Raw genomic sequence first — 15,116 nt, 5'->3', positions numbered from 1 at the left:
TCATTACATCTGCCAAATTGCATGCTCGATACTCGGATCGATTTGCAGCCGAGCGACATCGACGCGGCGATGCAAGACAATGGAGATCGTGATGCCGTCCGGATCGACCGCCACTGACTGGGACTACGGTTCGATCAGCACACTGCTGAGCGCCCTGCACGCGCGCAAGGTTTCTGCGTCGGAGTTGATCGAGCATACGATCGCGCGCATCGAGGCGCTGGACGGGCGAATCAATGCCGTCGTCGTTCGCGATTTCGATCGGGCAAGAGAGGCCGCACGCGCCGCCGATGCCGCGCTTGGCCGCGGCGAGCGGCAGCCATTGCTCGGCATCCCCGTGACGTTGAAAGAACCGTTCAACGTCGCCGGCCTGCCGACGACATGGGGCTTTCCGCATTTCAGGGATTTCCAGCCGGCGGAGGACGCCCTCGTCGTCTCGCGGTTGAAGGCGGCGGGCGCTGTCATCATCGGCAAGACCAACATCCCGATCGGTCTGCGGGATTTCCAGAGCTACAATGAGATCCACGGGACGACGAACAATCCATGGGATCTCGGCCGATCGCCCGGCGGCTCCTCAGGCGGATCGGGCGCGGCGCTGGCCGCAGGGTTCGGACCGCTCTCGATCGGCTCGGACATCGGCGGCTCGATCCGGGTACCTGCGCATTTCTGCGGTGTGTTCGGACACAAGCCGAGCCTCGGCCTGGTCCCGCTGCGCGGATACAGCCTGCCGCCGGCGCCGCCTGTGCCTGGCCAGGGCGATCTGGCCGTCGTCGGGCCGATGACGCGCACCGCCTCGGACCTCGCGCTCGCCCTCGACGTGATCGCCGGCCCCGACGAGACGCGCGACGGGATCGGCTATCGTCTTGCGTTGCCGGCCCCGCGCCACGACCAGCTCAGGGATTTCAGGATTCTCGTGATCGATACGCATCCGTTGATGCCGACAGGCGATGCCGTGCGTTCCGCCATCGGGCGGTTGGCGGAACGGCTCGAACGATCAGGCGCGCGGGTTTCGCGCTCGAGTGCGTCGCTGCCCGACCTCGCCGAATCCGCGCGGCTCTACATGAAGCTGCTCAACGCGGCGCGAAGTCCACGCCTGACATCAGCCGCGCTCGTAGAGGCGCAAGGAGTTGCCGCGGCACTTTCGCCCGACGATCACAGCCTGCAGGCCGAGCGCGCGCGCGGCTGGGCGATGGTCCATCGCGACTGGCTGGCGACCGATGCGGCGCGCTTGCGGCTGCAACAACGGTGGCAGGAGCTGTTCCGAGATTTCGACGCAGTGATCTATCCGGCCGCGGCCGGGCCGGCGTTTCCACAGGACCAGTCCGAGCCGTTCGACGCGCGGCAACTCGATATCGACGGACAGCTCTACAACTATGCCGATGCATGCTTCATCTGGGCAGACCCCGCTTCGACCTGCGGACTGCCTGCGACCGCCGTTCCGATCGAGCGCACGCCATCGGGCCTGCCGATCGGCGTCCAGATCATCGGGCCTTATCTCGAGGACCACACCACGATTGCGCTCGCCGGATTGATCGAACACGCGTTCGGCGGCTTCGTCCCGCCGCCGTCGCTGGCTGCCACGCAATCGGTGAGATGATAGAGGAAGGCGGCAACGGTCGTCAGGTTCTTTCAGTCGATTGCGCCTCGACCGCCTGCACGGCGACACTCGCGACCTGCTGCAACGCTTCGCGGTCCGAGCCCGAAGACGCCATCACGCCCATACCGACGGATACCGCTGAGACATAGCGTGCGAGTGCCGCGGGGTCGGCGCTCTCCTTGAGATCGCCTTCGGACCTTGCGCGAATGAAGCGATCGCGGAGCTGATCTTCGTTCTCGGCGCGGCGGGCGGCGAGTTCAAAAGGGACGCTCTCTGATCCGGTGCCGCACGCAATGCCGCCCTGCACGAGCAGGCAGCCCGGCGGGTTGGCCGGATCAGTTTGCTTGTCGGCGATGCCCATCAGCATCCGCTCGGCGACGTCGCGGGCGGTGGGTGCCGCCACCACCTCGTCCATCCAGACGTTGCGCAATTTGGTGTAGCGGTCGAGTGCGGCCTTCAGCAGCCCTTCCTTGTTGCCGAAACAGGCATAGAGGCTGGGCGGATTGATCCCCATGGCCTCGGTCAACTGAGCGATCGTGGCACCCTCATAGCCATGGCGCCAAAACACTTCCATCGCCTGGTCCAACGCCGTTTCGGCGTCGAATTCGCGGGGGCGTCCCATGCCCATGTGCCTGTTCTCCTCGAAATCGGCGTCGTCTCTCAACCTAACGCCAGATCCTATCTCTTTGTTCTCGCTTTATTTTCTCTTCCACTTGCTAACTCTTGCGGTAAGCGGCTACAATTTTCTTAGCGGACGGTACATAAGTATCTTGCGCTGCGGTATCCAGCTCCACATCTGTAGTGAACACTACATATCTGGAGCGCGCAAATGCCCCCCTCCCAAAATACCTCTCGCCCTGGCCGTGTCCGCCGCCTTCTCGGCGGCGTCGCCATCGTGGGCGCTCTCGCCGTAGCCGGCTCGATCGCGACCGGCCATTACTTTCGTGCCGCGCAGGCGACTGCGACCGCCGCGGCCGAGCAAGCTGTCCCCGTCACTGTCGCGCTGATCGAACCAAAGCAGACGGTGCTGTGGGACGATTTCTCCGGCCGGCTCGAGGCGATCCAACGCGTCGAGCTTCGCCCGCGCGTGGCCGGTGCGATCCTGTCGGCCAACTTCACCGAAGGTGCGCTGGTGAAGGCAGGCGACGTCCTGTTCAAGATCGACCCGGCGCCCTACGCGGCCGAGGTCGACAAGGCCGCGGCCCAGCTCGAAGCTGCGAAAGCGCGCGTCGTGTTCACGCAGAATGAGCTCGAGCGCGGCGCGCAACTGGTGGGCAACGCGGTGGTCACGCGGCGCGACTACGACCAGCGCGACAACGCCAACCGCGAGGCCATCGCCAACGTGAAGGCGGCCGAGGCGACTCTCCAGACCGCAAAACTCAATCTCGATTACACCGAGGTCCGTGCGCCCGTGGACGGCCGCGTCGGCAAGATCGAAGTCACCGTCGGCAATCTCGTCGCCGCCGGCACCGCCTCTCCGGTGCTGACCTCACTGGTCTCGGTCAATCCGATCTATGCGTCATTCGATGCGGATGAAGAGCTGGTGGTGCGGGCGTTGAACTCGATTTCCGAGGACTCCGGCAAGCGCGGCAATCTCGACCAGATCCCGGTCGCGATGGCGACCTCCGGCGGTCTCTCCGCGAAGGGGCACATCCAGCTCATCGACAACCAGGTCAACGGCCAGAGCGGCACCATCCGTGTCCGCGCGGTGTTCGACAACGAGGACGGGCGTCTCATCCCCGGTCAGTTCGCCCGCGTGCGCATGGGCCAACCCAAGCAGCAATCGCTGGTCATGATCGACGAGCGCGCGATCGGTACCGATCAGGACAAGAAGTTCGTGATGGCGGTCGGCGACGACAGCCGCGCGGTCTACCGGTCGATCACGCTCGGTGGCTCGGTGGACGGGTTGCGTATCGTGACGGCGGGGCTGAAGACCGGCGACCGCATCATCGTCAACGGCCTCCAGCGCGTGCGCCCGGGTGCCCTGCTCAAGACGGAGATCGCGGCAATGGGCGCGCGCGGGCCGCAGCAGGCATCCAACCACAGCAATCAGGACGTCGTGCAGCGTTAGCGTCTCCGCCATGCCGGAGCGCGCGGGCAGCGCGAACCGGAATGTCGAAATCGTTGAACTACCTAGACATACTTCTGGCTTCCGGGTTCGCGGCTTTGTCTGCACCCCGGAATGACGGGAGAGTCGTCTCTCGCGCAGGGGCAAGGCTATGAATCTCTCAAAATTCTTCATCGATCGTCCGATTTTCGCCGGCGTGCTGTCGGTCCTGATCTTTCTCGCGGGCCTGATCTCGCTGTTCGCGATGCCGATCTCGGAATATCCCGACGTCGTGCCGCCCTCGGTGGTGGTGCGCGCGACCTATCCGGGCGCCAATCCGAAGGTGATCGCGGAAACGGTGGCAACGCCGATCGAGGAGCAGATCAACGGCGTCGAAAACATGCTCTACATGTCGAGCCAGGCGACCACCGACGGCGCGATGACGCTGACGGTGACGTTCCGGCTCGGCACCGATCCTGACAAGGCGACGCAACTGGTGCAGAACCGCGTGCAGCAGGCCGAGCCGCGCCTCCCCGCCGTGGTGCGTCAGCTCGGCATCATCACCAAGAAGTCCTCGCCCGATCTCACCATGGTCGTGCATCTGCTGTCGCCGAACAATCGCTACGACATGACGTATTTACGCAACTACGCCGTGCTCAACGTCAAGGACCGGCTGGCGCGGATCGACGGCGTCGGCGACGTTCAACTCTATGGCGCCGGCGACTATTCGATGCGGGTGTGGGTCGATCCGCAGAAGGCCGCCGAGCACGGTCTCACGGCGAGCGATATCGTCAAGTCGATCCAGGCGCAGAACGTCGAAGCCGCCGCCGGCGTGGTCGGCTCCTCCCCGAACGTCAAGGGCATCGACCTGCAACTGTCCGTCAACGCCGAGGGACGGCTTGCGAACGAGGAGCAGTTCGGCGACATCGTGGTCAAGACCGGCACGCGTGGCGAGGTGGTGCGGCTGCGCGACGTCGCACGCATCGAGCTCGGCGCCTCGCAATACGGCCTGCGTTCGCTGCTCGACAACAAGCAGGCGGTGGCGATCCCGATTTTCCAGGCGCCCGGCTCCAATGCGCTCGAGATCTCCGACCACGTTCGCGCCACCATGGCCGAAATCAAGAAGAACATGCCGGAAGGCGTGTCCTACCAGATCGTCTACGACCCGACCCAATTCGTCCGCTCGTCGATCGAGGCCGTGATCCACACGCTGCTGGAGGCGATCGCGCTGGTGGTGCTGGTGGTGATCCTGTTCCTGCAGACCTGGCGCGCGTCGATCATTCCGCTGCTGGCGGTGCCCGTGTCGATCGTCGGCACCTTCGCGGTGATGCACGTCTTCGGCTTCTCCATCAACGCGCTCAGCCTGTTCGGCCTGGTGCTTGCGATCGGCATCGTGGTCGACGACGCCATCGTCGTGGTCGAGAACGTCGAGCGCAACATCGAGGGCGGGCTGTCGCCGCGCGATGCGACCTACCAGGCGATGCGCGAGGTGTCGGGGCCGATCATCGCGATCGCCATGGTTCTGATCGCCGTGTTCGTGCCGCTCGCCTTCATCTCCGGCCTCACCGGGCAATTCTACAAGCAGTTCGCGCTGACGATCGCGATTTCGACCGTGATCTCGGCCGTCAACTCGCTGACGCTGTCGCCGGCGTTGTCGGCCCTGCTGCTCAAGGGACACAACGAGCCGAAGGACCGGCTGACGATCATCATGGAAAAGGGCCTCGGCTGGTTCTTCCGCGGCTTCAACAAGGTGTTCACACGCTCGTCGGAGAATTACAGCGGCACCGTCACCAAGGTGATCTCGGGCAAGGCGGCCGTCATGGGCCTCTACGTGGTCCTGGTCGGCCTCACCGCCTTCCTGTTCCAGCAGGTCCCGAGCGGCTTCGTGCCGGGTCAGGACAAGCAGTATCTGGTCGGGTTCTCACGACTGCCTGATGGCGCAACGCTGGACCGCACCGAAGACGTCATCCGCAAGATGAGCGACATCGCGCTGACCCAGCCCGGTGTCGAGAGCTCAGTTGCATTCCCGGGCCTGTCGATCTCGGGCTTCACCAACTCCTCCAACGCCGGCATCGTGTTCTCAACGCTGAAGCCGTTCGACGAGCGCAAGAGCCCCGCGCTGAGCGGCAATGCAATCGCGGCCGACCTCAACAAGAAATACTCCGGGATTCAGGAGGCCTTCATCGCCATGTTCCCGCCGCCGCCGGTCAACGGTCTCGGCACCATCGGCGGCTTCAAGCTGCAGATCGAGGATCGCGCCGGCCTCGGCTATGAGGCGCTGAACCAGGCGACGAATGCGTTCATGGCGGCGATGCAGAAGGCACCGGAGATCGCCGGCGTGTTCTCGAGCTTCCAGGTCAACGTGCCCCAGCTCTTTGCCGATATCGACCGCACCAAGGCGCTCCAGCTCGGCGTCCCCGTGACGGAGGTGTTCAACACGCTCCAGATCTATCTCGGTTCCTACTACGTCAACGACTTCAACAAGTTTGGCCGCACCTATTCCGTTTACGTGCAGGCCGACGCGCCCTTCCGCGCGCGTGCCGACGACATCAGGCAGTTGAAGGTGCGCTCGTCCTCCGGCGACATGGTCCCGCTGTCGGCGTTGCTCACGATCCGCCAGAGCGCGGGCCCCGAGCGCGCGATCCGCTACAACGGCTTCCTGTCCTCCGACATCAACGCGGCGGCTGCGCCCGGCTTTTCCTCCGGCCAGGCACAGGAGGTCGCGACGCGGATCGCGGCGGAGACATTGCCGCCCGGCTTCGCCTTCGAATGGACCGACCTGACCTATCAGGAGTTCATCGCCGGCAATTCCGGCCTCTGGGTGTTCCCGCTGGCGATCCTGCTGGTGTTCCTGGTGCTGGCCGCACTCTATGAAAGCCTGACCTTGCCGCTCTCGATCCTCATGATCGTGCCGATGGGTCTGTTGGCTGCGATGTTCGGCGTCTGGATCTCAAAGGGCGACAACAACGTCTTCACCCAGATCGGCTTGATCGTGCTGGTGGGACTCTCGGCCAAGAACGCGATCCTGATCGTCGAATTCGCGCGTGAGCTCGAATTTGCCGGACGCACGCCGATCCGGGCCGCGATCGAGGCGAGCCGCTTACGGCTGCGCCCGATCCTGATGACGTCGATGGCGTTCATCATGGGCGTCTTGCCGCTGGTGTTATCCACCGGCGCAGGCTCGGAGATGCGGCGCGCCATGGGCGTCGCCGTGTTCTCCGGCATGATCGGCGTCACCGTATTCGGCCTGTTCCTGACGCCGGTGTTTTATGTGCTGCTGCGGACCGTCACCGGCATGAAGCCGCTGACGCATCACGCTAGCGACACCAGCGCGGCGCCGGTGCAACCCGTCGGGCACTAGATCAGGGAAATCCCCGACAGCAACAACAAAACGAGCACGGTCTTGCGAAAGACCGCCTCGTTGACCCTGTGGAAGGCGATCACGCCGAGCGCGGAGCCTGCGAACAGCGCCGGCAGGCTGACCGCGAGATCGACGAAGACTTTCGACGACAGATCGTGATGTCCGACCAGCAGCGCGATGGCGAACAGCTGCATCGCGGCGATGAACGGCTGCACCAGGCCGCGCTGCTCGCTCTTGGGCATGCCGCGCATGTCGCACCAGATCGTCGGGATCGCGCCGGGCATCGCGGTCAGCCCGCCGACCAGCCCTCCCCCGAACCCGATCAAGGCAACCCAATGCCGCCCGACCGCCTCGCCGGCCGTCACCAACGTCGGCCGGAGCAACATGTAGGCCGCATAGAGTGCAACGATGATGCCGAAGCCGCGCCGGAGCAGATGCGTATCGGTGCTCTGGAGCAGCGATACCGCGATGGGAACTCCGATCAAGCCGCCGACGATCAGTAGCAGGCTGCCTTCCCAGCGGATATTGCGTCGAAGCGCCCACAGATTGGTGGCCTGCACGCCGATGCTGCACGCCATCATCAGCGGCACGGCTTCGAGCGGCTGAAACACCCGGAGCAGGATGGCGCCCGCCACCGCCGAGAAGGCAAATCCCGAGAGCCCGGAGACGAAGGCGCCGGCGAACACGGCAACGCTGAGCAGCATCAGAGTCGTGACATCAGGCACAATCCGCCCTCCGGTCAGTCGTAGGGAATTTGCGAGACAGGGATATCGGCTCTCTCGGTGCAAACGACCGGCACGAGTGGAACCGACGGATGCGCGTAAGCGTGCGATCGCTCCAGCATCGCGAGGCCGACCAGTTGGAGCGTGACGAGCGCCGCGGTCAGCGCGATCGCGACGATGTTGACGTTATGCACGTTCGAATTTGGGGTGCCCGGCGGCGCGCTCGCACCCATCAGATCCGTGGGCATTTTCTGCAATATCCTCTTCGTTGCTGACCGGAATGATTTCATTCAAACGGAATGTTTCGTGCGGCTGCTCCAGCAGATGCCGATAGCGTTGCAACACGCGCTGCGCGTCGATTTCCCGCTGCGCGCGGAGCACCGCGCCTATGCGGGCGACGATATCGCGGAACCTGCCTGCCAAAACCGGTGACGCCGTTCGCATGACAATCTCCTCTCAACCTGTTCGAGAGGTTGACGGGATCCACTTCCGCCTGCAGTGAATTGCTTCACACAAATGCCCGATACGTCGAACAACAGACCGTGTGATGTTCAGTAGAATAGAGCGCAGAAAATCGCGTCATTCGATCGAACGACGTGCGATAACTTTCTAATGATGCTTATGATTGAACCTATTGCGAGCTGCAGCGACTCGCTTGCGTTTTTGAACGCGCCTCAATGCACGAGCGGATTAGAGAATCCAGCTGCGAGCTTGACGAGATCGGCTTGACGAGAAACGCCGGTCTTGGCGAACACCCGATGCAGATGCGTCTTCACCGTCGTCTCCGCGATACCGAGCGCAATCGCCGTCTCCGGCACACCGCCGACATCGACGATCGACTGCAAGACTCTCAGTTCCGCAGGCGTGAGTTCGAAAGTGCGGTCGATGAGGCCGGCACATGAGCGGCCGTCGAGTTCCGCTTTCCAGATGAACAAGGCTCCCACAGCCGAACTGCGCTCGGCCGTCTCCTCACGCTGCAGTGACGGCAGCGCAATGACGTGCGCGACGTAGTAGGAACCGTCATGCGAGATCAGCGGAATTTTCCGTCCCGAAGATACCGCCAACGCGACCTCGCTTGTGTCACGGAAAATGTCGCGCAGCGCCGAATTTGCGGCGGAGGATCTTGCCACCAACCGGCCCGAGACAGACCGCAGGACATCATCGGCGGCCAGGATCGTCTCCGCGGCTGGATTGCTGTGGACGATATGACAGGTCGAATCGAGCAAGATGACACCGGCATTCAGTTGGTCCACGACGTCGGCGAGCGCGATCGCGTGCTGCTGCTTCCGTTCGATCGCCCGGTTGATCAGCAACGCCCGGCTCGCATGCGGAACCAGGAACTGCATCCGCGCCCGTTGCTCGGTGTCGAGCATCCCCCTGCCCGGGATCACCGTCATCAGCATCGGACAGGACGACTTCGACTGCTCCAGCACCACGTTGGCGACGTCAACGCAGCCTTGGGGGCGCAGCCATTCCTGGTAGAAGCGGCCGCGGCGATATTCGTCGAAATCCACGAGATCGGGGATGTTCCGCACCTCGCCATAGCGCGGAAGCCGAGCGAGCGGGTCATACCGGGAGTAGGTCTCCGCATAGAGCTGAATGTAGTGCGGATCGACTCCGCAGTAATAATGCGTCGCGCCCGATTTGCTGACCGGGTCCTTCGAAATCAGACCACAGGCCTGGCTGCCGATGAAGGCATTGAGTTTGACAACGACCTCGCTCCACAACTCCGGGTGGAGACCCGCGTCATAGATAGTCTCGATCAACTCGGACGGCTTTGGAGGTCGGGGCATCGGAAGAGCCAATACTGACACATGGAGATGGCGACATGTTCTTCATGCCTGGCGGCTTCCGTGAGTCTTTCGCGGGAGCGAAAGGTTCAATCGTGAAGGCAAAATCGACGGTCTAGTTGACGAGCGGATTGGAGAATCCTGCCGCAAGCTTGACGAGATCGGCCTGACGCGAAACGCCCGTCTTGGCGAACACGCGATGCAGATGCGTCTTCGCCGTCGTTTCCGCGATACCGAGCGCGACCGCCGTCTCCGGGACGCCGCCAATCTCGACGATCGACAGGAACACGCGCAGCTCGGCCGGCGTGAGATCGAAGGTCCGCGCGATCAATTCGCCGTAGGACTGTCCGCCGAGCGATACCTTGCGCAGGAGCAGCGCACCGACGGCATCGACCACCCGCTCGCTGCCACCCCGCAGGACGGACGACAGCGGCAGGATATGCGCGACGTAGCGCTCGCCCGAAGGCGAAAGCAGCGAAAACGCATGCCCCTTTGTGGCAAGCAGGGTAATTTCATTGCGGGTCGCGAACGCTTCCCGCAGCGTCAGATTGGCCTCCGCGCTGCTGGTCACCAATTGCCCCGCAACGGACCGAACTAGATCGTCGGCCGCAAGCATGTTGTGCCCCGCGGAATTCGCGTGCACCACCCGGCAGAAACCATCGAGCAGGAAGATGCCGCAGGCAAGATTGTCCAGGACCTCCGCCAGCGCCGTCGCCAGCGTCAGTTGCGATGTCATGGCCCGGTTGATCAGCAACGCGCGGCTGGCGTGCGGGACGACCAGCGAGAGGCGGTGCTTCATCACCGGATCCACCATCCGGCGGCCCGACAGCACCGTCATCATCACGGGGCAGTTCGCATTCGAATTCTCGAGCACGACGTTGGCCGCATCGCTGCAACCCTGCGGCCGCATCCATTCCTGGTAAAAGCGTCCTCGCCGATATTCATCGAAATTGACGAGATCCGGAATGCTGACGATCTGGCCATGCGGCGGCAGGACCGTCAGCGGATCGAATTTCGAATGCGTCTCGGAATAGAGCCGGATGTAGTGCGGGTCCGCCCCGCAATAATAGTGCGTGACGCCGAATTTGCTGATCGAGTCCTTGGAAAACAGCCCGCAGGCCTGGCCGCCGACAAAGTCGCGGATGCCGGTGACGACGTTATTCCACAGCGAGGGATCGAGCCCGGCATCGTAGATGGCCTCGACCAGATCGGGCAGTTTCCGTGGTCCGTGCATGGCTATAAATGGCCTGTGTGATCAATATCACCAAGCATACCACAACCACAGCATGCAGCATCCTCCGATCGGATGAGGCGCCGGCCGGGCAACGAACGGATATCCGTTTCGGGCGCTACTGATGCGGAGTTGCGATACCGGAGCGGGACGCTCACGCCTCGTCCCAGCCGACCTTCTCCACATTCTCCGACCAGACCGCGGCGCGATAGATCTCCCGCCCGTCGGTGTCTCTGACCCGGATGCAGGCATCGCGGCCGCGCAAATCGTCGCGCCAGACGAACAGGTGGCTTGCCATCTCGTTGGCCACCACGAATGTCGCTTCTGGGCATTCGAACACCATACCACCCGGATCGATCTTCACGACATTGCCGAGCATAAGATCAAAGAAAAAACGGCGCATGCAACACAACACTCCAACTGCGGGCGGCGCACGCCCGTGCCGTCTCCAATCGGCATTTGACCTGACATTCAATCGCGCGCGGTCACGACATCTCGCGGCCCCGGACGTCACTGGGCGTGGCGCCATAAGTTCGACGGAAGCAGCGGTTGAAATAGGAGAGATCGCCGAAGCCGACATCGTAGGCGATCGAGCTCACCGTCCGCTCGGCGTATCCGGGTTCGCGCAACATGCGATGGGCACGCTTGACGCGTTGTTCGATCAGGAAGGACGAGAACGTCTTGCCGTCGGCCTCGAACAGGCGCTGGAGATAACGCGGCGTCACGCCGAGCTCCTGGGCGACCGTGGCGACCGACAGGTCCTGCCGCCAGCAATTGTTGGCGATGGAGACTTTGGCCTTCTGCAGCCGTGCCGCCTTGACGCCGCGCCGCCCGGCCAGCTCCCGCGACTCGTTGGTGGCACCGAGAACGACTGCCAGAAGATCGTGCAGATGCCCGACCCCGAGCTTGCGCAAATTGGGCATCGCGAACGCATTTTCCCGCACCAGCGTCACTGCGTAATCGACCAGCAATCGAAGTCCCGTCGAGCTCTCCGGCATCACCCGCATCACGGCGTCATCGACATCCACGATCATCGGCGCCAGCACGCGTCTCGGCACGCGCAGCGAGAAGCAGCTGCCCAGCGACAATCGTTCGAACGTCGTGACGTCCTCCGCGCTCGTCAGGACTGCCTCTCCTGCACGAAGGCTCAGATCGTGTCCTCGCTCGGATATCCCAAGCACGCCAGATCGATTCACGATCAGGGCCAGACTGTCGTCGCCGTCGGCAACCAGGTGCTTGGTGCGAATGACCCGCGCTCCGCACAATCCTCCCATCAGCAATTGGGCTTCCGGCAACACGTGGGAGGTGAAGCTCGCCGCGAACGGCTTTCCTTCCCTCACCTCGACCTCCGCCTTCAACACCCCGCGACAGTAGAAATCGCGAAGCAGCGGGATACGCTCGTTTTCGGGAATTTCGTTCGTTGAAACGTTGATAACGGAAAAATCAAACTGGCTCACTGCAATCCTCCAACCGACGAGCAGGTCCGGCCGTGCGCTGTCGTTTCCTCACACTCGCGTTCGACGCCGTCGCGGCATCGCTTCGCGGCGCTTGCTGCTCTTCACTTTTCTGCAACGCGATATACGAAAGTATCAAATGACTCGCGTCCTGCATTCGGAGGACGCGGGAGCTCGGCTCATCACAATGGATTGAGATTGCGGCAAATATCGGCGAGCCATGTGAAATGGATCACACGGCGTCGTCACCACCGTACATTGGACGCGCGAATGGAACGGCGAAGCCGGTTGCGATCTTGACCAAGTCGGCCTGCCTGCCGGCACCGGTCTTCTCGAACAGGCGGCCGAGATGTGTCTTCACGGTCGTTTCAGCGATGCCGAGCTTTGCAGCGATGTCGGGAACGCCGCCAATCTCGATAATGGCCATCAATACGCGCAGTTCTGAGGGTGTCAGCCTGAAGGCCGCAGCGATCGCATCGGCTGCGAGCCATGTCGCCGCCGAGGCTTTCTGAACGAACAGCACGGTCGCTGCAGCATCTCGCGATGGAATTCGATCGCGCTTCAAGGGAAAAGCGTGCAGCAGATAGTGCTGTCCATCAACTGATGTCGCAAGCTCGATCTGGCGGCGGGCAGCGGAACGAGTTTCGCTGCCTGAATCGATTTCGCACAGGCCGCGGAATATTTTGTCGGTCTGGGTGTTGCGGCCCACGATCCGGTCGCCGACCATTGCGAGCAGGCTGGCATCCGCGAACAGCCCGCGGCATGCTGCGTTGGAATGCACGACGCGGCCATCTGCGTCGAGCAGGCAGATCGCCGTGCTCAGCCCATCCAAGATATCGGCAAGGTCGTCCACGGTATGCGAGCGTCCCCTGATCTGCCGGCCCATGATCCTGGCGCGCTGGAGGTGCGGAGCAAGCAGCCGCATGCGCTCACGCATCGGCTCGTCGACGAGTCCGTGCGACCGGTGCCGCAACACCTGCAGGATCGTGGTGCGCGTGGCCGACGTCTCGAGCGCGACGGTTGCAAGGTCTATCGCTCCTTGCGGTTCCACCCACTCACGATAGAAGCTCGTTGTCAGGAAATCCGCATGAGGCATGATGTCGGCGACGCCGATCGTCTGTTCCGCCGCGAGCGTGAGATGACGATCGAGCAGAGGGTCAAGCTCCACATATCGGTCGCGATAGAGCTGGCGGAAGCGGGAGTCGGTGCCGAAATGCTCATGGATCTCGATCGAGAGCCTGGCTCTGTCCCTGGACAGGATGGTCGCGGCACATCCGCCGACGAAATGCGAAACCTGTTCCAGCACCCCGCTGCGCAGCGCGGGATCGACCGCCGCGTCGTAGATCTCGCCGACGAGGGACGAGAACCGATTTGCGTGGAGGATTGTCATCGGCCGGACGACGCAACCGACGCGGAGAAAACGTTACGACGAAATGCTGGAATATCGAACATCGTCCTTGCGTAACGTCAACCGCAGGATGCGGCTTGGACGTTTTCGCCAAAGACTAGGCTAAATGCGAACAGCGCGCGGACTGTGTGCGATGAGTCACGTGTGCGCTGCGTCAGGCGCCGCGCGCGCTGCAGAAGCCTGTCGCCACCGATCCCGCCGGCATCGCATCCGGTTCCGGCAATTTACTTGCGATTCTCCTCGCAGAATTTCAGCGCCGCCAACGCTTCACCGGCACGCGGCACCTGCATCTCGATGCTGTCGTCGTCATCGTCCTCGAAATCGAGCGAGAGACGCTTGGCCTTGGACAGCCGGTCCATCATGGACTGATCGTATTCGAAGATGCCGCGCACGGTGGTCTTGTCCATGACCTCCCACTTCGCCTTCTTCATGATATCGGCGTCATCGGTGCCGACATCGGCCCGGAGGATCTCGCCGACCTTGTCCCACTCCCAGCCGTCATAGATCATGACGATGACGATAGCCTTCTCGGAATAGGTGATGACGATGACGTAGTCCCGGTTCTCGTCTTCCCTGTCCTTGTAGCCGCGGCTCGCATTGCAATGGGCGTCCTGCGTGCGCTTTTCGATGGTCCAATCGCCGACCTTGGATTGTTGCGCCTGCACCGGCCTTGCGGTTAAAGCGAATGCGCTCAAGGCGCCGGCCAGCAACCCGGCGGCGAGAAGAGATCGTTTCATGTCAGCCTCCAGCGTGTTCCCCGGACCGAGATGACCACCTCTGCCGGTGACCCGCAAGGGCTTCGGGGGGCTTAGGGCGCCGGCCCTGCCCTACTCCCGCCGCGGCACGATGGCGATCGGGGTGAAGGTGTAAACCTCCTCGCCGTTCTGGTTGAACATCGTCCATTTCACCAATGCGATGCCCTGGGGCTTCGACTTCGATGGCGTCAGGCTCATGATCTCCCCGACCAGATGCAGACGGTCATCGGGCCGTACCGGGATGGTCCAGCGCAGACCGTCGACGCCGGCACCGATCAGCGGATGCGGGCCGAAGGGGCGGGTCTGGATCGCGAGGCTCATGGCAATCGCGGCGGTGTGCCATCCCGAGGCAGCGAGCCCCCTGAACAGGGTCTGCTTGGCGGCTTCGTGGTCCAGATGCATCGGCTGCGGATCGAACTCGGCCGCGAACCGCTTGATGTCGGCCTCGGTGACGTGAACTTCGGGGGATTTGAACTGCATTCCAATGGTGAGATCGTCGAACCACTCGACCCGCGCCATGATTTCGCCTCGCATGCGATGTGCCGCCTCGCGGCTAATGGGATTGAGCAAAAGCGGGATGTAGCGGCTCCGCAGCGCACAAACCAGCCCGGGGTTCCCCAAGAAACCCGTTTCCAGATGCGACGAAACACGCCTGAAACAGATGGTCGGTTATCTGGTTGTCAAAATCATACAGGGACGGCCACCATGCAATTCTTCCTCGACCTGATCTGGGATTATTCCTGCTGTCAGCACC

At 62.9% G+C, this 15,116-nt stretch carries 14 protein-coding genes; 3 read left to right on the top strand and 11 right to left on the bottom strand.

The features are described from left to right. The first annotated feature begins 91 nt into the window (after positions 1-91). Positions 92-1,594 (top strand): amidase, encoded by a 1,503-nt coding sequence (locus tag BRA1417_RS0120165; protein WP_156948824.1) that lies wholly within the window; start codon positions 92-94, stop codon positions 1,592-1,594. Positions 1,595-1,616: 22 nt separating this feature from the next. Here BRA1417_RS0120165 and BRA1417_RS0120160 read toward each other — a convergent pair whose 3' ends face one another. After that, the gene (locus BRA1417_RS0120160) at positions 1,617-2,222 is read right to left on the bottom strand and encodes a TetR/AcrR family transcriptional regulator (protein ID WP_027517357.1); all 606 of its coding nucleotides are present in this window, start codon (positions 2,220-2,222) and stop codon (positions 1,617-1,619) included. A gap of 201 nt (positions 2,223-2,423) precedes the next feature. Between BRA1417_RS0120160 and BRA1417_RS0120155 the strand changes: the two genes are divergently transcribed. Together BRA1417_RS0120155 and BRA1417_RS0120150 are read left to right on the top strand one after the other, a co-directional pair. Continuing rightward, a complete protein-coding gene (locus tag BRA1417_RS0120155; protein WP_027517356.1) occupies positions 2,424-3,665 on the top strand; it encodes an efflux RND transporter periplasmic adaptor subunit in 1,242 nt (413 codons plus the stop codon). Positions 3,666-3,813: 148 nt separating this feature from the next. Further along, the gene (locus tag BRA1417_RS0120150; RefSeq protein ID WP_027517355.1) at positions 3,814-7,002 is read left to right on the top strand and encodes an efflux RND transporter permease subunit; all 3,189 of its coding nucleotides are present in this window, start codon (positions 3,814-3,816) and stop codon (positions 7,000-7,002) included. Here the strand turns inward: BRA1417_RS0120150 and BRA1417_RS0120145 are convergent. The 10 genes from BRA1417_RS0120145 to BRA1417_RS0120100 form a co-directional block, all read right to left on the bottom strand. After that, a complete protein-coding gene (locus BRA1417_RS0120145) occupies positions 6,999-7,727 on the bottom strand; it encodes a sulfite exporter TauE/SafE family protein (RefSeq protein ID WP_027517354.1) in 729 nt (242 codons plus the stop codon). The two genes, BRA1417_RS0120150 and BRA1417_RS0120145, sit on opposite strands and share 4 nt — an antisense overlap. Before the next feature lie 14 nt (positions 7,728-7,741). Then, positions 7,742-7,918: a hypothetical protein gene (locus BRA1417_RS0120140; RefSeq protein ID WP_245286255.1), complete on the bottom strand. Its 177-nt coding sequence runs from the start codon at positions 7,916-7,918 to the stop codon at positions 7,742-7,744. Continuing rightward, a complete protein-coding gene (locus tag BRA1417_RS42900) occupies positions 7,911-8,168 on the bottom strand; it encodes a hypothetical protein (RefSeq protein ID WP_084462262.1) in 258 nt (85 codons plus the stop codon). Before BRA1417_RS42900 ends, BRA1417_RS0120140 begins: the two co-directional genes overlap by 8 nt. A 230-nt stretch (positions 8,169-8,398) precedes the next feature. Then, positions 8,399-9,517: a helix-turn-helix transcriptional regulator gene (locus BRA1417_RS0120130; RefSeq protein WP_027517352.1), complete on the bottom strand. Its 1,119-nt coding sequence runs from the start codon at positions 9,515-9,517 to the stop codon at positions 8,399-8,401. 112 nt (positions 9,518-9,629) lie between these two features. Then, positions 9,630-10,748 carry a helix-turn-helix transcriptional regulator gene (locus tag BRA1417_RS0120125; RefSeq protein ID WP_027517351.1) on the bottom strand — a complete coding sequence of 373 codons (1,119 nt, stop codon included), beginning with the start codon at positions 10,746-10,748 and terminating at the stop codon, positions 9,630-9,632. Positions 10,749-10,899: 151 nt separating this feature from the next. Next, positions 10,900-11,148 carry a hypothetical protein gene (locus tag BRA1417_RS0120120; RefSeq protein ID WP_027517350.1) on the bottom strand — a complete coding sequence of 83 codons (249 nt, stop codon included), beginning with the start codon at positions 11,146-11,148 and terminating at the stop codon, positions 10,900-10,902. 82 nt (positions 11,149-11,230) lie between these two features. Next, positions 11,231-12,202, bottom strand: a complete 972-nt coding sequence (locus BRA1417_RS0120115; RefSeq protein WP_027517349.1) for an AraC family transcriptional regulator — start codon at positions 12,200-12,202, stop codon at positions 11,231-11,233. Positions 12,203-12,431: 229 nt separating this feature from the next. Beyond that, positions 12,432-13,589, bottom strand: a complete 1,158-nt coding sequence (locus BRA1417_RS0120110; protein WP_027517348.1) for a LuxR C-terminal-related transcriptional regulator — start codon at positions 13,587-13,589, stop codon at positions 12,432-12,434. A gap of 242 nt (positions 13,590-13,831) precedes the next feature. Further along, positions 13,832-14,344, bottom strand: a complete 513-nt coding sequence (locus tag BRA1417_RS0120105; protein ID WP_027517347.1) for a hypothetical protein — start codon at positions 14,342-14,344, stop codon at positions 13,832-13,834. 90 nt (positions 14,345-14,434) lie between these two features. After that, complete coding sequence (locus tag BRA1417_RS0120100) at positions 14,435-14,881, bottom strand: MaoC family dehydratase (protein WP_027517346.1); 447 nt, start codon at positions 14,879-14,881, stop codon at positions 14,435-14,437. Positions 14,882-15,116 lie beyond the last annotated feature (235 nt).

This window comes from Bradyrhizobium sp. WSM1417 (genome assembly GCF_000515415.1).
Taxonomy (GTDB): domain Bacteria; phylum Pseudomonadota; class Alphaproteobacteria; order Rhizobiales; family Xanthobacteraceae; genus Bradyrhizobium.
This window is presented reverse-complemented; position numbering and strand designations above follow the sequence as displayed.